Raw genomic sequence first — 24471 nt, forward strand, 5'->3', positions numbered from 1 at the left:
GTAATCGAAGCGTCGGCTAAAAAATTTAGAGAAGGATAAAGCGTCATATCCAAAGGAGAATGGATATTTAGAGCATTTTCAGATTGAATTAATGGCAACTTCTATCGGTAAGAAGCATCGAAGATTTATTTGAAGGAGAGAACCTCGTGCCTCAAGCTCATTCGATGGATTTGCGCCAGCGGATGATCGAAGCCCGCGAGGAAGGACAGACTGTAGCCCAGGTGGCGAAACGCTTCGCGGTCGGCCCGTTCTTTATTGAAAAGTTGCCGCAGCGGTGGCGGGAGTGCGGTACGCTGGAAGCCAAACCCCACGGCGGCGGAGACTAGCCCAAGCTATCCCCCGAACAGGACGAGAGGCGGCATACCCTGTTGAGAAAGAAGTCCGATACGACGCCGGTCGAGTTGCGGCAGAAGTTGGGGATCCAGGTTCACCTCTCGACGCTCTGGTATCGTCTTCGGCGTCTGGGCCCGACGTCTAAAAAAACACTGACAGCGGCCGAGCAAGAGTGTGAGGGCAGGCGCCTTCAGCGCGATGCCTGGCAAGCCGCGCAGCCGATGCTGGATCCGGCCCGACTGGTCTTCGTTGATGAGACCGGTCTCGATACGGCCATGGTGCGCCGCACCGGCTGGGGCGACTGCGGACAGCGGGTTCGCGGTTCGTCTTCACAGAAGCATTGGCATACGAGCACGTTCGTGGCCGTCTTAGGCCAGCGGGGATTGACCGCCCCGATGGTGAGCCGGGGACCGATGGACGGGTCCCTGTTCAAGCCGTAGGTGCAGGCGTTCCTCTGTCCGACGCTCGCACCGGGCGACATCGTGATCTGGGATAACTTGTCATCCCATCCGGTGGCGGCGGTTCGCGAGGCCATTGAAGCGGTCGGAGCGGTTCTCAAACCCTTGCCGCCTTACAGTCCGGATTTCAATCCCATCGAACAGTTCTCCTTCAAGTAAACCTTCGCTGCCTCTTACCGGCAGAAGTTGCCATTAATTCAATTTGAAAATACTCTAGAAGGGACCCATGAAGGATATGGTCTTTCTGCTTTCGCGTTAATGAGCAATAGCTATGAGTAAGACAGACGGGCTATTCCACCACCTTCGTCTGCTTGCCGCAACGCCAATGAGCGGTATTAAAATCGATTTTATTCATGGCCTGTTTTTCCATGCATTGCCAGTACGCTGCCGGTTTCAGCTTCTCCTCGCAGGCCGTGGACAGAGACGTTACCTCGGTTTTGGTATTGCCCTGAGCCTTTTCCTGTTGATCGAAAAGTTTGGTGGCGCGCAGGCAGAGTTGGTAAGCTTCGCTCTGCGATTCGCCGGAACCGGTATCTCCCGGTGAAGTTTTCACGGGCTCGGCGCTGGGCGGCAACGCCCCGGCGAAACGAATCGGCGCGGATTCCGGCGGTTGAACTTCGGTAGGTGCCTCGGTCTTGCCAACGATCGGTAAAACCATCATCAAAATAAATCCCGCAATTAATTTGTGCATGGGAAAACTCCTTTAAAAAACGGGTTTCAAGAATAAAACGATGCACTGTTGGAATTCGACATCGTTTCTATACCTCCTATATAAACCCTTCCTCTCAGGCAGTCCGTACGTTTCCGCACACAGTCTTCCGGCACGTCCTCTCCCGAACATGGTCGAAGAACTCCAGACCGTCGGCTTCCGATAATCAAGGCCGGAGCCGGAACAGAAAACCCGGCGGGTCTTTCATTTTTACGGCCAATTTCACGACTACAAATCAGTTTTGCCGCTTTCAAGGGCCAGCAAAGGCGAACGAATCTGCCTCCATTCGCGATAAGCCCACCTTCCATCTCCGCTCGGCAATCGATCAATGATACCGGATCATGGCTTGAATTCACCGGATTCGGATATTGTCCCGGTTTTGACATCGGGCGCCGAGTCGGACGCGCAATCTTCCGGAGTGGGAATGGGCTCGAAATGGTAGTTGTAAGCCCTTTTTTCATTCCTGCCGTAATTGAGATAGTGTTGAATGGGATCGACGCCGGCGTGCAGCACATCTCGGTTGATTAACAGATAAGACAGCACGTCGAAATCGGCCGGAAGATCGGGGTGATCTTTGGCCTCGCTCCGAGCGGCAACGCGAATGGCATGGGCAATGAGGGATTCCGTTTCGTCTCTGAAAGTTTTCAGTTTTTCAATCGCCCAGTTCAAAACTTGTTTTTCCACCGTGTTTTTTTGTTTCTCTTCCTCGTTCAATCGAACGATCGGTTCATTCTTGCCGGAAGAATACGGCAGCACCGACACGACGGGTTGATCCTCGAAAAAATAAGTATTTACCCAATGGACCTCGGGATTGAATCGTTCCTGCAATAAGTCGACGGTGGCCTGGCTGTACGAAGCCGGTTCCCCTCTGGCATCAGGATTGGCATAGATCAACAGGTCGGACAGTTCCATCGAGTAGGCCGCTCCCAGCGCTTTATTGACGGCAATCAAAATCTTGCGTTCTTCCTGGGTCAAACTGCGGTTGACTTGCCGGCTCTGGTCTCTGGGATCAATCCTGAAGGACGGATCGACGCCGAGAATGTCCAGAAATCCCCTGATCAAGTGAGCGCGTGCCTGGTCATAATGGACTACCTGAAGGTTCGACCGGGGCATTTCGGTCGCTATTCTCAAGAGAGATCGTCCATGTTGCCAGAATGCCTTGGTCACCCAGTCATCGAATAATTGATGCGCTCCATGACGTTTAATGATTTGGTCGTAGGCGGACTGAAAGAAGGGAATCACATTGCGCACGTAGAAAATGACCTTCAATTGCACGCCGATTCTTAGCGACGATTCATAGAGACGTTTCCAGCCGCCGGCGTTCAGTTCCGCCAAAAATTCGCTCGAACAAATGGCGTTGTCGCACCGTCCGAAGTAGCTTAGCAGCAGATTGTCGACGTCATCGTCCGCAAAAGTCGACGACGACATCAGATCGTACAACAGCCGGCCATTGGCATTGGCGATCTCATGCTCATGTTCGACAGGATACCGGTTCTCATAAGCAAATCCGAGATGTTCGAGTCGGGATACGTTGAAATAAAAAAAATTCTGTAAAGCGCTGGAACCTGTTTTTGAGCCTCCCGCATGAACGAATAAAGTTTTGTCAGCCATTATGAAATTTTTCAGTAACCGTGAATGAGAATGGAACCGCAAGAGCGACTAATCCTGGGCATTCGGCCTCCGCCATTTGTTAAACGACGCCGAATAGTCGGACAATATCAAAGATGTGTCAACTTCCGCTCCGGCATAAATACAGCCGTTAAAATACCCGCCTGAATTCATGCCCGTGCAGTATACCCTAACCTGAAGGCCCGAAAAACCGAACGCCATCGTTCGAATGAAGCGAGCCTCCGGGGAGCGGCTTCCCTTTCAATGAGCGTCTGTTCCGACGGAATTTATTGGGCGGCAAAAGAGTCGGATAAATAAAAGGAGCCTTCTTCCTGCAAACCCTCAACGGCAGCGAAGTCGTCGGTTAGCGCTACGGCATGGCCCCGGCCGGATCGTAGCCTGTATCTTTTCTGAAAATGGAGGCATGAGCATGATGAATTCATCTCCCTTTCGTCCTACCGGCTTATCCTTGTTTCTATTGCTGGCCTGGACCGGTTTGACTACGGCGCCGGCGCAGGAAAAACAGCCCCCGCCGGACACTGAAAAGAAACAGATCGAGCTCGAGAGAAAACAGCTCGAACTGGAAAAAAAACAGTTGGATCTGCAACGCCGGCAGTTGCAGCTCGAGGAAGCGGCCCGCAAGGAACTTCAGTTACAGGAAACCGAAAAGGCCGTGACCATGAAGCTGGAAAGCGACGTGCTGTTCGATTTCGGTAAAGCCGAGATCAAGCCCGAGGCGGAGCAGACGCTCGATAAGGTCGGGACGGTGATTGCCCAGTTCCCGGAAGGCCGGGTGCGCATCGAAGGTCACACCGACTCCAAAGGTTCCCGGAAAGTAAACCGCGAGCTTTCCAAACGCCGCGCCGAAGCGGTAAAAGACTGGCTGGTCAAGAAAAAGGACATCCCCGAATCGATCATTACAACCGTCGGCTTCGGAGAGATGAAGCCCGCCGCGCCGAACGCCAGCCCGGATGGCCGACAGCAGAACCGACGCGTCGAGATCACGGTGGAAAAATAAGGATTGACCGCTGTCGAAAGACGCCTCTTTTCGCCCGGCGGCTCAAAATATCTTTCTCGCCGATTTTATACGACGGTTTACTCAGCCCCGGAGAGTCCTCGATCAACGATTTTTACGACACTTCTTTCCCAAATTCTGATCGATGATTTCAAGGTCTGCGCCGTCGGTGAATCCGTCAAAGTTGAAATCGTACCAGCTCGACTCGCTCAGGCCGGCCCCATCGAGAAGCGCATAGATTTCCCAGTTGTAGAGATCGGTCGAGTTGACGAGCATATCCAGATTGCCGTCGCCGGGACAGCCCGCGTAGTTGAGGTTCGTGGCCAAATGAGGCTCGGAAGCCAGCAGCTTGTGCAAACGCGAATTCAGACGGTTATAGTTTTTCCGCTCCACAGGCGTCAGTCCGCCGGGGCGTTTCAGCAAATCCTTGTCCTCGTTGTCGAGCTTCGGATCGGGAGCGTTCTCGTCGACTTCGTAAAATTGATACTCGGCCACGTCCTTCGGAGGATTAAGACTTTCGTTGGCGGTGGAGCAGTCCGGAATCTGGGATACCACGAGTTTATAGCGATTGTTGCGAACCGCGGCCGAGAAATCCGGCACAATGCTGAAAGCCGGATCGGTCGCGTAATCGGTGCGGTTTTTGACTTCGCAGCAGGTGCTGAACTGATCGCCGTACCAGACGCCGTTTTCGTCATTGCACAACTTCTCCGACGAGAATTGCTGAAGGCATTTCTGTAAGGGTCCCGTAGGCGAGGCCAGAGGAATCACGCAAGGTCCGGGCAACTGGAATCCGGCCGTGATGTTGTTGCCGGTCTGAGTGAAATTGAACTTGCGAACGTTCCCGGTTTTGGGTCGGGTCAGATAGTTGAGCAGCGGTTTGGAGTCGAGCTTGTGAGATTTGGGTACGGCCTTATGCACGTCGATTCCGGCGATTTCGCCGAACAGTTCGAACAGATCGGCGATGTTGACCATCGCCGAAACCTCTCTATTGGGCGACTTGACCAGGGGGCCGGCAATGATCAGAGGCACCCAGGCTCCCGTTTGATAGGTAAACCCTTTGGAGCGCGCCGGGTTGAAGGGTGTTTTGACGACCGGCGCGAAAGAGCCGTTATCGCCCAGAATCACCAGCATTGTGTTGGTGTTCTCGGGATGGAAATCGAGGCTCCCGTCGGGCAGCCGACTGGCCAGGCCCGTTTCGACGAGCAACCGCCCGAGCTCGGAGTCCAGCGCTTCGATCATTTGGTTGCTGAGCGTCATCTGATCGGGAGAGGTGGACCCGCACTGGAGGCCGGCGTTGTTTTCGGTGCCGGACGGCAGCAGCTTCGGCGGCGGCTGTTGATAAGGCGAATGATCCGAAGAATAACTGACCGTCGCCATCCAGGGCCCGGAATGAGGCCGCTTGGCAATCCATTCGATCGCGCCGTCGGTTTCGACCTGAGTCCGGTATTTTCTGGACGTCACCGCTTCCGTCTTCTTGTCGCCGTCGATCACGACGAGCGGAGAGACATAATACCCGTTCAAGTGAGCACAGGTCTGAAAACTCGAAAAATCCACGTCCGGCCCGCCCGGTTCGCAGAAATTGGCCTTGTCGAACGGAGGTTCGGCCTCGCAGCTTGCGCTCGGGACGAAAATCCCCCCTTGTTCAAGGCATGAAAAACCGGGCGCGGGAGCTTCCGTCGTCGCGGCAATCGATTGGCATGAGTTATCGGCAAAATAGCAGGCGCCGGCAGCCGACCCGGTCACGAAACCGCAGGAATAGCTGCCGTCCGGGCCGACGCCTCCCGCCGTGGTGTCGATCGGGTTCGGCGCGCCGAGCAGGAACCCGTAAAAATAATCCCAGCCCAGAGCCCGCGGCGTGCGCTCGCCGAACGGATTGTTGTCGGGCCCGGCCAGATGGAATTTGCCGAACAAAGCGTTTTCGTAACCCACGCCGGCGAGCACCCGCGGCGTCGTGACCTCGTACAGGGACACCTGGGAATTGGCCAGGTCCAGCGACGTCAGAGCGGTAAAAATGTTGGTTCGGAACGGGAGGCGGCCTTCAAAGACGAGCGCGCGGCTCGGCGAACACTCCGGCATCGCCCAGGTATTCCGGAACTTGACGCCCGCTTTCGCCAGCGTATCGATGTTGGGGGTTTGCGGAATGCCTTCGGCCGGCGTGCCGCCGTAGCCGAAGATTTGCATCTGATCGATGCCCACGTCGTCCATGATGACAAACAGGATGTTCGGCGGCTGCGGCTTGCCCGGCCGGTTTTGCTGTGCGGAAACAAATCCGGAGGACAGGAACAAAGCCAAAATGATTGTACTGTTCAAGGCACACAAAACAAACCGACGTGCTTTCATAGCCTGCCCCAACCTGCCGAGTTAATGAAAAAATTATTATTATCATTTATTTAGATCAACAGCGATGGAGAATAAGCTTGTGAATGGCCATTGTCAATAAAAATTGACCGTAAAAGCCGTTGTTGGAATGCCTTAAAAATCAGCCAGGACCGTTCACTCGTCAATGACCGTTGCCGCAAGTCAACTTGTCCGGATGCAGACTTGCCGGAAGTCGATCAACCAATCATCCCGGCTGACGCTCTACCCATCAGGCGATATTCCTTTGCTGGAAAAACACGGCTATGCCGGCTGGTGAATAACGGCGGCCGGCCGCGTCTCTTTCTTTCCGATCGTCAACAGATCCCAGAACAGCAGCCCTCCCCCGGCAATTGTCATGACTCCGAATACGACCCGCCATGCCATCGCCTGCACGAACCAGGGATGGTTTTGCGCGGCGAAATAGCCCAGCCAGGTCGAGCCTTCGACGGCGCGTTCGATGAAGGATTGCTCGTAGCCGGCGATCAGCATCGCCACGGTCATGCCGACCACGCCCAGATTGAGCAGGGTCAAAGCCCATTTCCAGCGCCAGCCGTGCGGCAGGCCGCCGCCCATCCAGACGTTGCCGCGCGCCTGCTGCGCGGCAAGATAGAAAAAGGCGATGTTGATCGTCGCGTAGGCGCCGAAAAACGACAGGTGGCCGTGCGAAGCGGACCATTGGGTGCCGTGCGTATACAGATTGATCTGCGGCAGCGTGTGCATGAAGCCCCAGACGCCGGCTCCGAAAAAGTTGCCGAAGGCGTGGGCGATGACCCAGGCCAGCGCCGGATGATTGCTGTTTTTGAAGTTATGCACGCCGGAATCGTAAATCGAATGCACCACCATCGCCACCAGCGGAATCGGCTCCAGCGCTGAGAAGAAACCGCCGATCGAAAACCAGTATTCCGGCGTGCCGATCCAGAAATAATGATGGCCCAGACCCAATATGCCCGAACCGAACATCAGGGCGACTTCGATGTAGAGCCAGGTCTGCACCACCCGTCGGCGCACGCCGAGCAGATGCATCAGGCTCCAGGCCATGATGCAGCCGACCAGCACTTCCCAGGTCGCCTCCACCCAGAGATGAATCACCCACCACCACCAATACTGATCGACGCTGATGTTGGTGGCGTAAAACATGCCGGCCATGTACAAACCGGCCAGGGCGATCAGATCCAGCGTCAGCACGCCGGCGATGCCGGACCATTTGCCCTGGGCGAAGGTCGCCGCGACATTGTAGAAAAACACCAGCATCACCGCGACGATGCCGATGTCGGCCCAGCGCGGCGCTTCGATGTATTCGCGGCCTTCGTTGATGAACCAGAGCGTGGCGTCGTTGCCGCTGCCGACCTGCACCAGGAGGTAAACCAGCACCACCAGCACGACGGCGCCGGTCAATACCCAGAACGCCAGATGGCCCCATTTCAGGCCGACCACCGGCACGCCGCTTTCGTCCTCGAGAAACCAGTACACCGAGCCGATGAAGCCGTACAACATCCAGACCACCATCGCATTGATGTGAACCATGCGGTTGACGTTGAAATCGAGAATTTCATAAAGAAATCCCGGCCAGACGAACTGTAAGCCGGCCAGCAGCCCGAACAACAACTGCGCCATGAACAGGATCATGGCCACGGTAAAATAATGCACCGCCAGTTTTTGCCCGCCGGTGAGATGGGCATTGGCCATGAAATCTTCGTAGCGGGAACGCAGGCCGGCGTAGAATGCCGCCGCTCTTTGTCGATAAGTTGGTACGGTCATGATTATTCCTCCTCAGAGCCGATGGCTTTAAAGTTGTGCGGAAAACCGTTGGTATCGATGGCCGACATCCACTTCAAAAACGCCACGACGCCGCGGGCTTCTTCTTCAGTGATTCCCAGATTCGGCATTTTCCGGTTGGAGCCGTAAGTGCGCGCGTACTTTTCCGGATCCAGCAGGAACTGCACCATAGCCTCTTCATGGCCGGCTCCGCCCCACGCCTGATCCAGCCAGGCCTTGGTCAAGTCCGGCGCATAGTAAGCACCGTTGCCGAGCAAGGTATGGCAATTCATGCAGTTTTTCGCCTGGGTGGTTTTTTTACCCAGCGTCACCAGTTGCTCCGCTTCGGCTTCGCTCAAGGTTTTGCCGAACAGCGGCGCTTCGCCCCGGATAACCGGCTGGTAGCGCTGCTTCCGTTTGTCGAAAAGGTAGGTAATATCCTTGTTGATGACGCTGTACGCCGGAACCCTGGCGCCGCCGGGAGCAATTTTCGCCAGCGAGTCGAAAGTCAGAATGATCAATATGACGAAAGAACCCGCCGTGACCCAGATCGCGGTTTTTTTCCAGAAGGGTTCCGAAGCCCAGAAGGGAATGTGTTCAGTCATAAATCCTCCATCTTGGTTGATGAGTGTTCCGCTTCATGCGCGTGTGTTGCCGTGCACAAGCGCCATATCAAACGCGGCATCCACCAATAGCCGACTACCATCAAAACGACCAGAATCCGCCACTGGCCGTCCAGATGAAGCGCTTTCGCAAACACCGCCACACACGCCAGCAGCAGTCCGTAAGCCAGCCAGGAGCCGAAACGCAACAGGATGCCCCCGCGCAGTTTTTCCCATGCGAACAACGCCGCATAAACCGCCGCCGTCAAAATGATCAGCGCGCCGCTAAAGAAACCGATAAAAAAATCCGACAAGGCGATGGGTTCAATCATATCCCCCTCCTGGCCCAATAATACCCTTTCATCGGCAATCGGCACAATTGCTTTTGATCTCTTCCGTTGGCACCGATCCGTTTCACCTTTTGACAAAGCTGCAAACCAATTCGTTGAAATGTTGAGATAAAATTTGCCAATGCCGTCTCGAGCAGAATAACTAAGCCATAACTAACCAACCAGATTTTTGAAACTCTGCCGGTCTTCCAAGCCATATCAAACGACAACTTCAGCACGGTTTCGCCCGTGCCGAACCGTGAGCCCGCCGAGCAATCGAACCTCTTTCGGCAAGCGCAAGCTGCATGGTTTCAAGCCGTCAGGCCACTTCAATGACTCAATAGATCAATCGCCTCATCCATTTTTGTACTGGCCGGGCGCGGACTCAGATAACGGATTTCCGGCAGCACCACTTCCCAGCGGCTGCACCTTAACGATTCCGGATCCCCAGGCTTTCTTTGCCGAGCTAAAATGGCCGCAACCCGGACGTCGACAATTTCCCCTTTCGGCGGCGTAAAAGCCTGAGCCATCCGCGCGACCGTCACCCCGGTGAGGTCGGCCAGCTCCCAACCCGGTTTGCCGTCGCTTCTGCCGCGCAACGTCAATGGGCTGCCGTAATCCAGTTCCGCGACGGCTCGATGAACCGGGCTTTGAGGCGCATGATAGCCCGGCCAGGAGAGCACGACCTGCGCGGGATCGGCTAGCCAGACGCGCTCGTCCTGCGCATGAGCCTCGCCAGACGGTATCGGCCGCGATTTAAGACAGAGATCCTCGCAGTCCCTGACGAAAGGATGGCGACATCCTTGCCGTGCGCACAAGGTCAGGGTTTTACGCGCACGGGTCATCGCCACGTAATACAAACGCCGTTCCGGGTCATTCGCCGCAGGCCAGCCGCCGGCGTCCAGAATCGCGACGTGATCGAACTCCAGGCCCTTGGCCCGGTGCGCGGTCAGCAACAGCAGCGGCGCATGCCGGCTGCCGCTCGCGCCCGGCGGATCGCCGGCGCGGAATTCATAAAACGCTTCGATCGCCTCGCCGACGACATGCGGCGAGCCCGGTGCGGCCGCTTCGCAGCCGAGGATGAATCGGGCGAGCAGGGCCCGGTACGGCTGCTCGATCGGCTCGTCGACCGTCTGCCGGTAGCGGCGCCTGAACCAGCGGGACAATGTTCCCCACTTCAACATGACGTGAGATTTCCGGGTACCTTGCAATCGCGACAACAGGCCATGCCCTTCGCGAGTGGCGTACAGATCGAGCAGCTCACCGTCCCTTATCAATCGCACGGGAATGGCTTTTTGACGGCACAACGCCGCGATCGGTTCCAGCGCTTGCCAATGCCGGGCGATCACCGCAAACTGTCCCCAAAAACCGGCCTGCCCCGAGTGTTTCAGCCGGTTCAGGCGAATCAGCTCGGACAGCGCCGCCTCGGCTTCCTCGGCTACCTGCGCCGGCGTTTCCAGAACATGTACCCGGCCCTGGGTCAAACTGTCCAGTTCGGCGAAATCGCCGCCGTCGGGCGCGCCGCGGCGCGCATGATCGACCCGGAGAATTTGCCGGAATTTCATGCGCTCCCCGAGCGGCGCGACGACCCGATTGGCGCAATGAATGATGTGCGCCGTCGAGCGGTAGTTTTCAATCAGATAATGCGTCCTGGCCTGATAATCACTGGCGAACTGCCTGATGAAACGAACGTTGGCGCCGCCGAAAGCATAAATATTCTGATCGTCGTCGCCTACCGCCAGCAGCGACAATTTGTCTTCTTCGCTGTTCAGGGACCGTCCCGCGAAGGCGCCGATCAATTCGTAATGTTCGGCATTGATGTCCTGGTATTCATCGACCAGGAGATAACGCAATCCCGACAATAAACGGTCGCGCTGTGCGGAAGGCCCGGTGTCGCCGTCCGTTTCCGCCTTTTTCAATTGCGCCGTCGCGGTTTTGATCACCGAAGAAAACTCGATGCTCTCGCCGCGCTCCGCCGCCACGGCGTAACTGGTGCCGGTCAGCCGCATCGCCAGACCGTGCAGAGTCTGCACCCCGACGCCCGCGGCATCGGCGCCGACCAGATCCCACAGGCGCTTCTTGATTTCGACGGCCGCCGAGCGGTTAAAGCTGAGCACCAGGATCTCTTCCGGCGGCACCAGGCATTCGCGCAACAGCCAAGCCACCCGGTGCACGATCACTCTGGTCTTGCCGGAGCCGGGTCCCGCCAGCACCAGATGGCTTCCCTCCGGCGGCGCCGCGACAATCGCCTGCTGCTCGGGATTGCTAAGATCGGTCAAAATGCGCCGGTGCGCCGCTTCGGTCGTCGCCATTTCCAGAATATCCTGGCGGCCGGCAAAATAGCGGCGCACGAACTCGCCGCGGTCCATGCCGAAATAATCGACGATAAACGCCATCGCCGCCTGAATCTTGCCCAGCGCCAGACGGGCATATTCGGCCATCACGTGCACCTGAATGATCTTGTCCTTGTAATGCAGGGCCAATTCGGCGTAGTCGGATTTCTTGAATTGCCGGCGGCGAGCCTCGGCATTGAGCCGGATGCTCATCGCAGTGTGGAACACCGCCTTGCCGCGCGCCAGATGCAGCACTTCGTTGGCGTCCAGATAAAGCAAAGCCGCCGACAACGCTGCATTCCAATCGCGTACCTCCAGATCCTGCAAGACCGGATCCGTCTGCAGGACCGCTTCCAGCTCGCCCTGTTTGCAAACGACCAGCAAGTTGTTGCCCTGGCGGTGGCGGATAAAATGATCGATCAACGCCTGAGCCAGTTTCATGCGCCGATGACGGATGAGTTCGATGTCCTGCCAACTTCGCAACAACTTCACGTAGCGATGGTCTTGCCCGGCCAGCCGTACGGCGAAAAAACCGCGTTGCCCGGAGCCGCTGCCGAAGGATTCGGCAAACGACTTCATCAACCGGGAGAGCCGATCCGGCCTTAAGTCGACGCCGGTATTCCGGCGCAAGGTATCGCAAAGCCGCCGGACGTTGAGCATCTGCCATTCTTCCGGGTCGGCATCGGGCGCGGCCTCGCGCAGAGCAGCGATCAAGGCGTCTTCCAATTTGCGCAAGTCTTCTGCCCGTTCCAACGTATCCGGATCGCGGTACAGCGTCACGCCGATCTCGGTATCGTTGGCAATCAGTTTCAGACGGTCGAGTTCGTGCAGCATTCGCTGCACCTCATGCGAATCGCGTCCCGTCACCAGCATCAAATCGTCGGTGCTGATGCCTTCGTCCTCGTCGCTGTAAAACAACTGCGCCAGGAGCGTCATATAAGGTTCCGCATCGGCGTTCGGCGCCAGTTTTTTCTCCAGTAGCGCTCGGGCTTCGTCCAGGCTGGCGACCTGCAAACTGCCGGGAAATACCCGCGTATGATTCTCTCGGCGTTCCAGGAGACGGGCTTCTTCGAGCCAGGCCACGGCGATGCGCACTTTCGTGTCGGCATCGGGCGCGTCCGGATCGATGCCGTGCCGGTCCGGAATTTCCAGCAAAATCTCGCCGCTGGTGACCACCATGGTACCTTCGGCGCGGTCTTTTTTCTCGATGCTTCGCAGCGCCCTCAAAATGGCATGGATGTCGTGCCGGGTCAGCCTGGCGTTGCGCAGCAGGCGAAACTGAACGTCCAGATCGGCATCGTCATACAATAAGACGCAGCGGGCCGGAGCCTGATCCCGTCCGGCGCGGCCGGCTTCCTGCAGATAATTTTCCAGCGAGCCCGGCGTATCCAGATGAATCACCAGCCGCACGTCGGCCTTGTCGACGCCCATGCCGAACGCATTGGTGGCCGCAATCACCCGCAATTCGCCTTTAATGAAGGCTTCCTGTACCCGGCGTTTTTCTTCGGGCAGCATGCCGCCGTGAAAATAACCGCAATCCAGCCCGGCCTGTTTCAAAAATTCGGCCATGTCTTCGACTGTCTTCTGTCGGGCGCAAAACACGATGGCGCCGCCCTCTTCCCGCAGTGACTCCTGCAACAGCCGCAGCGCTTCCGGATATTTGGCTTGCGCCGGCACCGCATAAACCTCATACAGCAGATTCTCGCGGCGAATACCTCCGCTCAAGGTATGCAGCGTCATGTTCAGGCGCCGGCGAAAATGCTCGACAATGTCCTGCACGACGTCCGGTTTGGCGGTAGCGGTAAAGCAGAACACCGGAGAAGGTGTATCTTTTTGCCGGGCTTTGATGAAGCGCGAAACGTACAAATAGTCCGGACGGAAATCATGCCCCCATTTCGACAGACAGTGCGCTTCGTCGAAGATCCAGGCCGCGACCTCCCGGTGCGCCAGGGCATTGGCAAATGCGCTGCTCCGGAATTGCTCCGGCGCCACAAAGATCAATCCCAGATCGCCGAGTCTCAGCTTGTCCAGCATGAGGCGCCGTTCCAGCGGATTGAGTAGACTGTTCAGATAACCGGCGCAGGCGATCCCGCGCGCCTCGAGATTATCGACCTGATCCTTCATCAACGACTGCAGCGGCGACACGATCACCGTCAGACTGCCGTTACGATAAAAACGGGCCAGCGCCGGCAGTTGATAACACAGCGACTTGCCGCCGCCGGTCGGCAAAATGGCAAGCGTGGGTTCCCTTTTAAAGCCGTGTTCAACGACGGCCTGTTGCAGCGGCCGGCCGTCGGCAAGGGCAGGAACAGGCCGAAACTCGGCAATGCCCGGAAAATAGCGCGGCAGGAGCTTGAGCAGATCGTGCTGCTCGGAACACCAGATGCAATCCGGATCGCGGCAAGGTACATCGCGAAGGATGGCGATCAGCTCGCGCGTTTGCGGGAAGGACCGGCCGACCCAGGGCGGCAGCACCGAATTGCCGCCGGCGACGCGCAGCCAGGTCAGTACGTAGGCCAGCGGCCGGTGCCAGTTACAATCGGCCAGATGGCGCTCGGCCACCTGTTGTTGCGCGATGCGGCAGACCTTGCCTTCGGTGATCCGCCGCCAGGCCGTTCGGGCTTCTTCCAGAGGCGGGCGCAAGGCCCCTCTCAACGCCGCGAAGAAACTGGCCATGCCCCTGCCGTTTTCCGGTGTCAGCAGGAAATGCAGACAGAGCAACTCGTCCGGATGTTCTTCGGCCCGCTGCCGTAAGGCATCGGCTTGATCGAGAAACAGCTCGTACGCCAGCTCGGCATCGCGCACCGGGTCGTTGCGCGTCGTCGTGCACAGCTTGTAATCCTTGACCAGGCGGTGATAGGGGTTTTGCGGAAACGCCACCGGCGACAGTTCCAGGGTATCGACCAGCGGCAGCCGGTGCAGCGCCAGATCGGGATGCAGCAGCGACAAGGCCGGCTGATCGAAGGCGACGACGTTGTGCCCGAGCACGAACGTTGCTCCCTCGGTGATTCGATCCAACTGCTGCTTTAAATCGACGGCTTTGCCGGGTATCCGCAGCCGAACGCCGGTATCGGGCCGGTAAGCGCCGATTTCCCGGACCCGCAAGCGATCCTGCCGGGCCGTTTCGATGTCGAGACAAAGGCATCGGGCGTGTGATTTTTCTGACTTTTGCGACATTAAGGATTCAAGGAGATTTCCTTCAAGATGTTGGAGCCGTTTTTTATCTCAGTATAATCGATAACGTCCGGGTTAACTCCTGAACTTGAAGATCCGGCGCCTTCCAGGCCGTTAGACCCTGGACGGCGCCGCGGCTTTATTCACTCGCTCTTTTTGTCTCCAGTCTCGGCCGTCTTCGCCCAGACGCGAAGAATTTCCGCCACGCTCCAGGCCTGAGCGATGCATCCCCTCGGCGTAAACGCTCCCTCGGCATCGGCAATTTCGCTGACCGAGCCGATGCAGGCTTCGTACAGATGCCGCTCCAGCAATTGGTCGAGAAATTCCCGTATTTCCTGGCGTTGAGCCGGATAAATGCGCAGCCAGGCGTCGACGTAGGGGCCTATCAGCCAGGGCCAGACGGTACCCTGATGGTAGGCGGCATCGCGGGTCCGAAGATCGCCGTGGTAATTGGCTTTGTAGTCCGGATGGTCCGGCGACAGGGTTCTAAGGCCCACGGGCGTCAACAGCCGGGATTTGGCGTTATGGAACACCGATTCCCAATAATCCTGGGCCAGAACCGGATTATCCAGCGATAGCGCAAACAATTGGTTGGGCCGACAGGCCGGATCGTTCTGACCGTTTTCACCGTCGACCACGTCGTACAGACAGCCCGTCTCCGGATTCCAGAAGCGCCGGTTGAAGCTGTCGCGAGCAAGATCGGCCACGTGGACGATTTCATTCAACGGCGCATTCAGATTTTCTTCCTTTGCCCACTTTTCCATAAGACGAAGCGCGTTATACCACAAGGCATTGATTTCCACTGCCTTGCCCCGGCGCGGAGTAACGATCCAGTCGGGCAGTTTGGCATCCATCCAGGTCAGCGCGTAGCGCGGATCGCCCTGGATCAGCAGGCCGTCCTCAGCATCGCAGTGAATGCCGAAGCGCGTACCGTGAAGATGGTGCTCGATGATGTCCAGCAGCTTGTGCAGCAAATCCCTGAGCAGGCCGCGGTCTCCGGTAATCCGGACATAACGTTCGATCGCATGGAAATACCAGAGGGTCGCATCGGCGGTATTGTACTGGCCTTCGCTTTCACCTTCCGGAAACATGTTGGGAATGAGGCCTTCCCGAAGATGGTAGGCAAACGTGCGCAGGATATGGCCGGCCTCGACGTGACGCCCGGTCAGCAAAGTCAATCCTTCCAGGCTGATCATGGTGTCCCGTCCCCAATCGGTGAACCAGTGGTAGCCGGCGATAATGGTTCTGACGTCGCCGCCGGTGGCGCGGATACGTGCCGTCTCGGCGACGCGGTCGAGCGGAGCGATGACGAACTGATCGGCCGCCAGCACCAATTGTCTGGCAGAGCCTTTGTCCAGTGCCGGGCTGGCCGTCGCCAGCAAGCGCCGGCGCCGTTCCAGTTCCGCCTGAAGCGCTTCTGCGGGAGACAGCGCCATGATGCTTTCCCAATTTTCCGAGGAAGCTACCAGCGTAACGTTTCTATTCGGAACGAGATCCACGCGAAAATAGCCGGGACTCCATAGATTGCCCTGAGCTTCGTAGCCTCTCTGCTCTTCGATCCGGTACAGAATATTGCTAAAGCGCCGGGCTTCAATGGTAAAGGCCGGATTTTCGCCGTCAATGTAAAGGCACAGGGGAGGAATGGACGTTCCGTGCACCTCGAGGTGCCCGGCGGAGACTTTAAGGTCGTACAGATGCAGCGGCAGTCCTTCGGCCAAAGACGTGTCGTGCCGCCGGAAATGGACGGCCACCCGGATTTTAAGGCGCACCGGCCCGTTTCCAGAGACCAGGCGGTAGCCGACGTGAACTGTGTTGCTCATGTAGGGCATCAACACCCATTTCTCAATCACGTGGTCGCCCAGGTCGTAGCGCCAGACCGGCATGCCGGAGTCCAGGCGAAATTCGCGCAGCGTGGACATGCCGTAAACGTCCAGGGCGCCTCCGGCCAGTTCGATGCCGCCGATCTTCTGAGTGCTGCCATCGGGCAGCCGAACCATCTCGCTCAGTTGATTGAGCATCACGTAGCGCCCGTGCGGTTCGGACAGCGCCGCCGTCAACAGGCTATGGTAGCGGCGGGTCGGCACCCCCGAGATCGTCCCGGAGGCGTAACTGCCGAGACCGTTCGTCACCAGCCATTCGTGCTTGAGCAGAGATTCCAGTTCCGCCGGATCTCCGGTCCAGTTCGTGCGAATAACAATGTCACTGTTCATGGTTATCGGTATCCTTTGTCGGTTTAACAGGATGGAGCGCCACGGCGGATTCGCCCTGAAGATACCAGTTGCCTTGTCTCGGCCAGGGAGGCATGCCGAGACCGCCGTAGCGGGGATTCTCGCTGGACCACAGGATGTCCCAGACATGCTCCAGAGGCGGAGCCAGCAGCGGTTCCGGAGAAGGAACCAAATGAATGTCCCGGCTCAGATTCACCAGTAAAAGACGATCGTCTTCCCGATTTTCGCCGAAAAAACGTATCACCAACGCATCCGGGCCCAGAACGGCGCCGTCGACGCGCTGGTTCTTCTGGGCGGCCAGAAACACGGGGTCGGTGCGCCGAAGATGCAATAAATCGGCGTGCAGCGCGTAGCTCTCTTTATGCTGATAACGTTCGTTCAAGTTCAGCTTGGAATGACTGAAAGTCATGGGATCGCCGGGATCCGGCAGCCGGGCCTGCATTTCGGGCGTGGCCAGCGAACGGAATTGAGCCAGAAAATCGGAACGCCCCTGAGCCACCAGATGAGCGATTTCGTCCTTATGATCGGCAAAATAGAAAAACGGACTGAGGGCCGCAAACTCCTGGCCCTGAAACAGCATGGGCGTTTGCGGGGCCAGAAGAAACAAGGCCGTCAAGGCCCGATATCGGCTGGGACTGGTCAACAGATGAAGCCGTTTGCCGCTGCCCGAATTGGCCACCTGATCGTGATTCTGGATGAAGTTGACGAACTTGCAGGGAGCGATGTGCAGCGCCTCGGTGCCCCGTGCTTTCTTCTGCCAGGAATACCATTGGCCCTGATACAAAAACCCCCGCTTCAACGCCGAGACGAATTCCTGAGGAGCGCCCCGGTGATCGCTGTAATAGGCGTCGGCGCGGCCGGTCGCGGCCACCATCGCGGTATGGTGAAAATCGTCGTTCCACAAGGCGTCGATGCCGAAACCGCCTTGTGCTTCCGGCAAAAACAACCGGACGTTTTGCGGCTCGTTCTCGGCCACGAGGAAGGTTTTGCGGGGAGCCCCCGCCCTACGCACCGTTTCCGCGATGGCGGCGATAATGTGCCGAGGCGAACTGTCGAAAATCTGCTGGGTCGCATCGAGGCGCAGCCCGTCGAGATGGAACTCTTCGATCCAGTAGGCCGCATTCGCGAGCACGTAATCGCGTACCGGCCCCGAGTTCGGTCCGTCGAAATTCAGGGCCGCTCCCCAGTCGCACTGGTAACGATCGGTAAAATAATCGTTCGAAAACTTCTCGAGATAATTGCCGTCCGGACCGAAATGATTGAATACGACGTCCAGAATGACGCCGAGACCGGCCGCATGAGCCTGATTGACGAAACGGCGAAAGTCGTCCGGCGTTCCGTAAAGTCGCGTCGGGGCAAACCAGTTGACGCCGTCGTAGCCCCAGCCGAACCGGCCGGGAAAATCGGCCACCGGCATGATCTCCAGAATCGTCATTCCCACCGCCGCCAGTTCGGGCAGTTCTTTGGCTGCGGCCAGCCAGGTGCCTTCCTGAGTGAAGGTGCCGACGTGCATTTCGTAGATGACCTGGCCATGGGCTTCAATTCCCTGCCAGGCGGAATCCGTCCATTCGAACGCCGGTGCGTCGACGACCTGCGAAGGTCCGTGCGGGCCTTGAGGCTGAAAACGCGAGGCCGGATCGGGATAAAGCTGCGGATCGTCGTCCAGTTGATAACGGTACAAGGTTTCTGCACGGGCTTCTTTCACCAGAGTCGAAAAATAACCGCCGCCTTCCTTTTGCATGTCGATTCTGATTGGCGAATGAAGAGCTTCGCTGTTTTCTCCGTTTGCATTCAGAACCAGTTTTACCGTCTTTCGCTCAGGCGCCCAGACACGAAAATGCACGCCTTGATCCTGTACGAGCTCTGCTCCGACGGGAAATCTCCGGTTGTTCACTGATTCCATAGCTCGCCGTACGCTCATAGTCTTAGCCCAACCCAATCAGAAAAACTCAGTCGTTACTGTTCCGAGGCTTTTACTGCACAACCTCGGAAATTAGGCAATCCGGAAGCCGGATAGTTCTTTCCAGCCGGGCAAATTATGCGGCGGCCGCAAACAGCGCGACGATTCATTTGGGCGAGCAGTACGACTCAGCGGCATTCGGCCGTTTCCCTAATGACCGATACCTATTGCTCGTTTTCTCCGATCCGAAGAATTCGCCGAGAGCCCTTCAAACCGGAGAAAACAGAGGCCGCCGTCACTTGAAGCCGGCCGCAAGATTTAAAACAACGCCCTTTCAGATCCCGTCAAGGCTTGACGCGATAGAACTGATTGAGTTGCTTGCGCTGCTCGTCCCATTGCGTCGTACTGACAGGCCAATGGTCTTCATCGAAACCGGGCGCATTTTTTAAAGCCTCCTTGTCCATATTCAGCACGTAATAATCCTGATCGGCACTCCAGCGCAGCGCCGACCATGGAATTGCAAAAAGCTTGTCGCCCATGCCCAGAAGTCCGCCGTACGAAACGACGACGTAAACGACGTTACCGCGCATGGGATTCAGCACCAGATCCTTGATGTCGCCCAGATCCTCCCCTTTCATGTTTTTGACGTCGGTGCCGATGATTTTGGTGGCGCGGCTGACGTCCTGCATCTGTTCATTGGCTTCTTTCCTCATTTCCTTCTGTTTCTCCCTGACGTCCCGTTGTTCTTCCCGCATTTCCTCTCTTTTTTCCTGGACGTCGGTCGCCGCGTAGGCGGTAGCTCCCAGAATCGCACTCAAAACGGATACGGTTACGATAGCTCTTGATGATTTCATGGTCTTGCTCCAGCTTTATTAAATGAAGGGGGTCTCGATAAGTTTCGAGAGCGGCTGAATACACTGTCACGTTTCAGACGTACGACGTAAAAATTAATCCAAGCTTCAATCGGCGTCTGTACGTTAACAAACACAATCAGGATTCTCCCTGCCTGTTCGTTGCACGAACCGCATGCTTGTTCTTTCAGTCAATCCAATCAGGAAAATCATGGAAATATTGACCGCCCGATAGAAAAGGATGTACGTTAACCGGATCCGGACTTGCCGGACGGCGGAGTAGAAAGGGAGGTTCCATGTCATCTTTTAATGAAGTAGCTGAAAACGTCAGCTTGGTGATTGACGGTGCCGGAGTTCTCGTCATCGTTCTGGGCCTGTTGGCGGCTTTAGCCAGATTTACAATATTCAGAAAATCGGCCGATCCCTACCGGCAACTTCGACAGGATATCGGACGAGGCATTCTTCTCGGGCTGGAACTTTTGGTGGCCGCCGACATTATTCGCACAGTAGCCGTTACGCCCACCCTGCAAGGCGTGCTGGTCCTGGGGCTTATCGTCTTGATCCGGACGTTCCTGAGCATGGCCTTACAGGTCGAGCTGGAAGGCCGATGGCCATGGCAACAGCAGTCTCCTCAACATGTCGTTCACTCGGACAGGCAACAGCGTCCCCCGGTTTAAGCGACTCGTTGAACAGGAGCTTTTATAAGCCATTCGCTGCTTCGGATCGATTTTTACCGGCTTTCCGCGGTCGAATGCGCTATCGGTAAACCAATTTTCGAGAAGTCAGCATGAAATTCGACACCGCATCTCAACTCGGCCATATTCTGTTCATTCCTCACGGAGGCGGTCCCTTGCCTTTGTTCGGCGACCCAGGGCATCGGCATTTGTTCGGATTTCTTCAGGAAATAACGCCCTCCTTGGGGCAGCCCTCGGCCATTCTGGTGATTAGCGCCCATTGGGAAGAGGCTCTCGCCACGGTTACCCACGGCGAACATCCTTCGCTGATTTACGATTATTACGGTTTTCCCGAAGCGGCTTATCAAATTCGGTATCCGGCTCCGGGTTCGCCCGCGCTGGCCGATAAAATTTTTCAACTGTTGAATCTTAATGGCATCGAAGCACGGCTCGACAGCGAACGCGGCTTCGACCACGGCCTGTTCGTACCGTTAAAAATCATGTATCCGGAGGCGGATATTCCTTGTGTCCAATTGTCTCTGCTCCGGAGCCTGGATCCTGCGGTTCATCTTCATATCGGCAAGGCTCTATCGCCATTACGGCGGGAGAACGTGCTTGTCCTCGGTTCCGGCTTTTCGTTTCACAACCTCGAAGCTTTTTTTGCGCCGACGAGCGGTGCGCCTGATTTGAAGAACGAGGCATTCGAAGAATGGCTGATAGACAGTTGCACCAATCCAAATCTGTCGGCCGAAGAAAGGGAAACAAGACTCGTCCGCTGGCGGGAGGCGCCCTTTGCTTCTTACTGCCATCCCCGAGAAGAACATTTACTGCCGTTACACGTTTGCCTGGGCTTGTCGGACGCTCCGGCCAGACTGGCGTTCAGCGGCGACGTATCGGGCAAAAGAGCCAGTGCTTTTCTGTGGTGACTCTGTCCGAATTTTACAGAGTCAATTTTGCAGGATCAGCCCCTCTTTAAACGTTGACACGTATCAGCAATACGTAGCAGAAATTAACCCAGCCGTTCATCCCTGCCTGTACGATAGCCAAACAGAACCGGTTGCGGCTTATGTCAGTTGTCCGTTCCGATAATCGGCAAGCGCCTGCTCGATTTCATCCCGTGTGTTCATCACGAGCGGACCATACTGTGGACGACCGGCTCGCGCATCGGAATGAATGATGACTCTGCCGGCGGTCATCCATTGCACCGTTCCGCTTTTTAAATTTCCCCGGTTTCCCGGATGGTCCCTGTACAGCATGCGGCCTTTGCATGTACGTCACCGTTTCGAATCCACGATGCGGATGATCCGGAAAACCGGCGATAGAGTCCTCGGCATTCATCGAAAATAAACTCGTCCAGCATCAGGAAAGGATCGAGGTGCAATCCCGGGATGGACCGAGACTGCGCAGCAGTTTCACGCCTCCGCCGTCGGTAGTCGGTAAGGCATGAATCGTTTGTTTCAACGTTCGCACGGACATATCGTCCTACTCAAAAGATGCGATGGCCAATTTTCCAAGCCGCCAACAGAGCGAGCTTCCGCCAGGCTTCGGCCAAAGCCGACGCTTTGCCGGCTTCGCCCATATTAAAACCTTCGGCACAAACAAATTCGACGTCGGCAATGCCTCAAAAGCAGGAAAAGTCCCGCACGTAGCGGGTCTGGCCGTCGAGCCGCGTTGTTGACGGAGGCCTCATTAAACTCCCTATTTCATAGATAAAAAATTATAATATTTCGTCTTAAAAGTTCTAATAATTCGATAGATTAATGACACCCCATATCACTCTCGAACAATGGCGCTCTCTCATCGCGGTGGTGGACGCCGGCGGTTACGCCCAGGCCGCCGGGATCCTGCACAAAAGCCAGTCGGCCGTTACCTATGCGGTGCAAAAAATCGAATCGTCCTTGTCGGTGAAAGTCTTCGCCATCGAAGGGCGCAAAGCCATGCTCACGCCGATCGGACAGATGCTTTACCGGCGCGCGCTGGCGCTGGTGGAAGAAGCCGGCGATCTGGAACGGGCCGCGCACAGGCTGTCGGCAGGCTGGGAAGCGGAGATTCGTCTGGCGGCCGAAATTCTCTTTCCCTCCCGACTCCTGCTGTCCTGCCTGGATCGTTTCGGGCAGGACAGCCCGGGAACGAGAATCGAATTGATCGAGTCCGTGCTGGGCGGCACGGACGATGCGTTACTCAAGGGAGAAGCCGATCTGGTGATTTCCCCGCGGCAGCCGGCCGGTTTTCCGGGCGAACTGCTGATGCGGATGCGTTTGATCCCGGTCGCGCACGCCGAGCATCCGCTGCATCGACTGGGCCGAGCGCTGACCTCTCGGGATCTGCGCGCCCATCGGCATGTGGTGGTGCGAGATACCGGCAGCCGGCGCGATCGCCGTGCGGTATCGGTCGAAGTCGACCGGCGCTGGACGGTGAGCCAGATCGCGACGTCGATTAAGGCCGTCTCTCTCGGCTTCGGTTTCGCCTGGCTGCCGGAAGAGCATATCCGAGAAGAATTAAGCAACGGTTCACTCAAGCCTTTACCGTTAAGAGCGGGCGGAATCCTTGAAATTCCTCTCTACATGATTCTGGCCAATCCGGACTTTGCCGGCCCCGGCGTCAAACGCCTGGCCGAGATCATCAGGGAATCGGCGGAATCCGGCGGCCCGGCCGGTAGAATCGACGCCGTCCAGTAAAGCCGGAGCCGAATTTTTTTATCGGAGTGACAAAGCTCGCTTTGTCATTGGCAAAATCGGCTTTGCAACTCCCGTTAGCCGACAGCTTAACGTAACGAGGTTGTGTCGATAAATCCGGAGACTCCCTGAATGAAGTATTTCCGCTTCAACGAGCCGATTTTCTTCAGGTCGGGCGCGGGCTCGCTATCTTTCTTCTCGTAAGCGTCCAGTCATCTCGCAGCAAGTTTAATGCTCACTTGAGAGGTGGCCCCAAAGCTTTGAACAGATATCTCCGAAATTAAGGTGGAATCCTGCTGTTGATTAGGCTGCCATTTTGACCGGTGGCAACATGCCGGTATAAGCTTGATAGGGCGTTTTCCGACCCAGGCTGGAATGTGGCCTGGCTCGATTGTACCATTCCACATAGTTCATGACCGAGGTTCTTGCCTGAGCGACCGACTCGTCAGCATGGAGATAAACGCACTCGTATTTCACTGAGCGCCACACGCGTTCGACGAAGACATTATCTCGCCAAGCTCCCCGGCCGTCCATGCGCAGCTTGCAACCGTTTTCCAGCACCGTATCGACAAACACCTGGGCAGTCAATTGACTCCCCTGGTCCGTGTTGACGATCTCGGGTGTGCCGTACCGCCTGAATGCTTCCTGAAGCACATCCACCGCATGGCAGGCTTCCAGGGTAATCGCCAGTTTGGCCGCCAATACTTTGCGGCTGGCCCAGTCCACCACGGCCGTCAGGTAAGCAAAGCCTTTGGCCAGTCGAATATAAGTCGTATCCAGTGCCCACACCTGATTAGAACGATGAATCGCCATGCCACGCAACAAGTAAGGATAGATTTTATGTCCAGGTTGCTGCTTACTGGTGTTGGGCTTGCAATACAGCGCCGCCATACCCATCCGCTGCATCAGGGTTTTGACATGCTTGCGACCGACCGCGATGCCTTGGTCATGCAATTGATCGCGCAACATTCTCGCCCCCATGAACGGGTGTTTCAAATGCAGTTCATCCAGCCGCCGCATCAGCTCCAAATCACGCTCCGAGACCGATTTGGGCAAATAATAGACGCTACCCCGGCTCATATTGAGCAAGTCGGCCTGACGGCTGATCGACAGTTTCGAGTCACGGTCTATCATCGCTTTGCGCTCAGCAATCCCGCCTTGCTGAGCGCGCCTTCTACCCAAAGGGCACAAGTAAAAAATCATTCTCCAACGTCAATTGCCCGATCTTGGCATGCAACGCCTGCAGATCGACAGCGGGCGACGCCGTTTCAGGCGATTTGCCAAAGACCTCGGCCGCCCGCTCCGTCAGTTGTCGCTTCCAGTCGGTAATCTGGTTTGGGTGAACTTCGAATTCCTGAGCCAGCTGCGCCAGGGTTTTATCACCCGCCAGCGCCGCCATGGCAACTTTGGCCTTGAAAGCCGGTGAGTGTTTTCTTCTCGTTTTGAGTGACATCTTCTGCTCCGTTTTA

The 24471-nt window shown here is 56.8% G+C and carries 16 protein-coding genes and 3 pseudogenes; 6 read left to right on the top strand and 13 right to left on the bottom strand.

Translation table 11 applies throughout. The features are described from left to right. Positions 1 to 146 precede the first annotated feature (146 nt). Together A3OW_RS27670 and A3OW_RS0106685 are read left to right on the top strand one after the other, a co-directional pair. Positions 147 to 326 carry a hypothetical protein gene (locus A3OW_RS27670; protein WP_157385809.1) on the top strand — a complete coding sequence of 60 codons (180 nt, stop codon included), beginning with the start codon at positions 147 to 149 and terminating at the stop codon, positions 324 to 326. A gap of 387 nt (positions 327 to 713) precedes the next feature. After that, a pseudogene (locus A3OW_RS0106685) lies at positions 714 to 932 on the top strand (transposase); the annotation flags it as partial. A gap of 148 nt (positions 933 to 1080) precedes the next feature. Here A3OW_RS0106685 and A3OW_RS0106690 read toward each other — a convergent pair. Both A3OW_RS0106690 and A3OW_RS0106695 read right to left on the bottom strand, forming a co-directional pair. After that, a complete protein-coding gene (locus A3OW_RS0106690; protein WP_020562655.1) occupies positions 1081 to 1482 on the bottom strand; it encodes a hypothetical protein in 402 nt (133 codons plus the stop codon). A 357-nt stretch (positions 1483 to 1839) separates the two neighbouring features. After that, on the bottom strand, positions 1840 to 3111 hold the full coding sequence (locus A3OW_RS0106695) for a hypothetical protein (protein ID WP_020562656.1): 1272 nt from the start codon (positions 3109 to 3111) through the stop codon (positions 1840 to 1842). A 427-nt stretch (positions 3112 to 3538) separates the two neighbouring features. Here A3OW_RS0106695 and A3OW_RS24270 point away from each other — a divergent pair, with 427 nt between their 5' ends. Then, positions 3539 to 4126, top strand: coding sequence for an OmpA family protein (locus A3OW_RS24270; RefSeq protein WP_157385811.1), 588 nt, complete (start codon positions 3539 to 3541; stop codon positions 4124 to 4126). A 102-nt stretch (positions 4127 to 4228) separates the two neighbouring features. On the opposite strand, the gene A3OW_RS24275 is transcribed toward A3OW_RS24270, so the two are convergent. From A3OW_RS24275 to A3OW_RS0106750, 8 genes are all read right to left on the bottom strand, one after another. After that, positions 4229 to 6463 (bottom strand): sulfatase-like hydrolase/transferase, encoded by a 2235-nt coding sequence (locus tag A3OW_RS24275; RefSeq protein WP_083918155.1) that lies wholly within the window; start codon positions 6461 to 6463, stop codon positions 4229 to 4231. A 279-nt stretch (positions 6464 to 6742) separates the two neighbouring features. Beyond that, a complete protein-coding gene (locus A3OW_RS0106715) occupies positions 6743 to 8239 on the bottom strand; it encodes a cbb3-type cytochrome c oxidase subunit I (protein ID WP_020562660.1) in 1497 nt (498 codons plus the stop codon). A gap of 2 nt (positions 8240 to 8241) precedes the next feature. Beyond that, on the bottom strand, positions 8242 to 8841 hold the full coding sequence (locus tag A3OW_RS0106720; protein WP_020562661.1) for a cytochrome c: 600 nt from the start codon (positions 8839 to 8841) through the stop codon (positions 8242 to 8244). Then, on the bottom strand, positions 8838 to 9170 hold the full coding sequence (locus A3OW_RS0106725; RefSeq protein WP_020562662.1) for a hypothetical protein: 333 nt from the start codon (positions 9168 to 9170) through the stop codon (positions 8838 to 8840). The genes A3OW_RS0106720 and A3OW_RS0106725 overlap by 4 nt, the downstream gene beginning before the upstream one ends. 326 nt (positions 9171 to 9496) lie before the next feature. Further along, entirely contained in the window at positions 9497 to 14677 is a 5181-nt protein-coding gene (locus A3OW_RS0106735; RefSeq protein WP_020562664.1) for a RecQ family ATP-dependent DNA helicase, read from the bottom strand. A 140-nt stretch (positions 14678 to 14817) separates the two neighbouring features. Then, positions 14818 to 16884: an amylo-alpha-1,6-glucosidase gene (locus A3OW_RS0106740; RefSeq protein WP_020562665.1), complete on the bottom strand. Its 2067-nt coding sequence runs from the start codon at positions 16882 to 16884 to the stop codon at positions 14818 to 14820. After that, positions 16874 to 18805, bottom strand: coding sequence for a malto-oligosyltrehalose trehalohydrolase (treZ, locus tag A3OW_RS0106745; RefSeq protein WP_020562666.1), 1932 nt, complete (start codon positions 18803 to 18805; stop codon positions 16874 to 16876). Before treZ ends, A3OW_RS0106740 begins: the two co-directional genes overlap by 11 nt. Before the next feature lie 341 nt (positions 18806 to 19146). Next, a complete protein-coding gene (locus tag A3OW_RS0106750; RefSeq protein ID WP_020562667.1) occupies positions 19147 to 19656 on the bottom strand; it encodes a PRC-barrel domain-containing protein in 510 nt (169 codons plus the stop codon). A 293-nt stretch (positions 19657 to 19949) separates the two neighbouring features. Here A3OW_RS0106750 and A3OW_RS0106755 point away from each other — a divergent pair, with 293 nt between their 5' ends. Together A3OW_RS0106755 and A3OW_RS0106760 are read left to right on the top strand one after the other, a co-directional pair. Further along, positions 19950 to 20330, top strand: coding sequence for a DUF1622 domain-containing protein (locus A3OW_RS0106755; protein ID WP_020562668.1), 381 nt, complete (start codon positions 19950 to 19952; stop codon positions 20328 to 20330). A 110-nt stretch (positions 20331 to 20440) separates the two neighbouring features. Beyond that, positions 20441 to 21253: a DODA-type extradiol aromatic ring-opening family dioxygenase gene (locus tag A3OW_RS0106760; RefSeq protein ID WP_020562669.1), complete on the top strand. Its 813-nt coding sequence runs from the start codon at positions 20441 to 20443 to the stop codon at positions 21251 to 21253. 138 nt (positions 21254 to 21391) lie between these two features. Here A3OW_RS0106760 and A3OW_RS29025 read toward each other — a convergent pair whose 3' ends face one another. Both A3OW_RS29025 and A3OW_RS28495 read right to left on the bottom strand, forming a co-directional pair. Then, positions 21392 to 21505, bottom strand: a complete 114-nt coding sequence (locus A3OW_RS29025) for a pirin-like C-terminal cupin domain-containing protein (RefSeq protein WP_408605668.1) — start codon at positions 21503 to 21505, stop codon at positions 21392 to 21394. Continuing rightward, positions 21491 to 21665: pseudogene (locus A3OW_RS28495) on the bottom strand (pirin family protein); the annotation flags it as partial. The pseudogene A3OW_RS28495 and the gene A3OW_RS29025, both read right to left, overlap by 15 nt. A gap of 422 nt (positions 21666 to 22087) precedes the next feature. Between A3OW_RS28495 and A3OW_RS0106775 the strand changes: the two are divergent. Next, positions 22088 to 23005 carry a LysR family transcriptional regulator gene (locus A3OW_RS0106775; protein ID WP_020562672.1) on the top strand — a complete coding sequence of 306 codons (918 nt, stop codon included), beginning with the start codon at positions 22088 to 22090 and terminating at the stop codon, positions 23003 to 23005. A 300-nt stretch (positions 23006 to 23305) separates the two neighbouring features. On the opposite strand, the pseudogene A3OW_RS0106780 reads toward A3OW_RS0106775, so the two are convergent. Continuing rightward, positions 23306 to 24455 (bottom strand): annotated as a pseudogene (locus tag A3OW_RS0106780) (IS3 family transposase). Between the last annotated feature and the right edge of the window lie 16 nt (positions 24456 to 24471).

This window comes from Methylosarcina fibrata AML-C10 (assembly GCF_000372865.1).
Taxonomy (GTDB): domain Bacteria; phylum Pseudomonadota; class Gammaproteobacteria; order Methylococcales; family Methylomonadaceae; genus Methylosarcina; species Methylosarcina fibrata.

What these genes read in the sequence shown, in the direction of transcription:
- A3OW_RS0106715 (WP_020562660.1), bottom strand. Translation starts at nt 8,239, where the DNA reads ATGACCGTACCAACTTATCGACAAAGAGCGGCGGCATTCTACGCCGGC.
- A3OW_RS0106775 (WP_020562672.1), top strand. Translation starts at nt 22,088, where the DNA reads ATGACACCCCATATCACTCTCGAACAATGGCGCTCTCTCATCGCGGTG.
- A3OW_RS0106720 (WP_020562661.1), bottom strand. Translation starts at nt 8,841, where the DNA reads ATGACTGAACACATTCCCTTCTGGGCTTCGGAACCCTTCTGGAAAAAA.
- A3OW_RS0106750 (WP_020562667.1), bottom strand. Translation starts at nt 19,656, where the DNA reads ATGAAATCATCAAGAGCTATCGTAACCGTATCCGTTTTGAGTGCGATT.
- A3OW_RS0106760 (WP_020562669.1), top strand. Translation starts at nt 20,441, where the DNA reads ATGAAATTCGACACCGCATCTCAACTCGGCCATATTCTGTTCATTCCT.
- A3OW_RS0106755 (WP_020562668.1), top strand. Translation starts at nt 19,950, where the DNA reads ATGTCATCTTTTAATGAAGTAGCTGAAAACGTCAGCTTGGTGATTGAC.
- A3OW_RS0106695 (WP_020562656.1), bottom strand. Translation starts at nt 3,111, where the DNA reads ATGGCTGACAAAACTTTATTCGTTCATGCGGGAGGCTCAAAAACAGGT.
- A3OW_RS24275 (WP_083918155.1), bottom strand. Translation starts at nt 6,463, where the DNA reads ATGAAAGCACGTCGGTTTGTTTTGTGTGCCTTGAACAGTACAATCATT.
- A3OW_RS0106740 (WP_020562665.1), bottom strand. Translation starts at nt 16,884, where the DNA reads ATGAACAGTGACATTGTTATTCGCACGAACTGGACCGGAGATCCGGCG.
- A3OW_RS0106735 (WP_020562664.1), bottom strand. Translation starts at nt 14,677, where the DNA reads ATGTCGCAAAAGTCAGAAAAATCACACGCCCGATGCCTTTGTCTCGAC.
- A3OW_RS0106690 (WP_020562655.1), bottom strand. Translation starts at nt 1,482, where the DNA reads ATGCACAAATTAATTGCGGGATTTATTTTGATGATGGTTTTACCGATC.
- treZ (WP_020562666.1), bottom strand. Translation starts at nt 18,805, where the DNA reads ATGGAATCAGTGAACAACCGGAGATTTCCCGTCGGAGCAGAGCTCGTA.
- A3OW_RS0106725 (WP_020562662.1), bottom strand. Translation starts at nt 9,170, where the DNA reads ATGATTGAACCCATCGCCTTGTCGGATTTTTTTATCGGTTTCTTTAGC.
- A3OW_RS24270 (WP_157385811.1), top strand. Translation starts at nt 3,539, where the DNA reads ATGATGAATTCATCTCCCTTTCGTCCTACCGGCTTATCCTTGTTTCTA.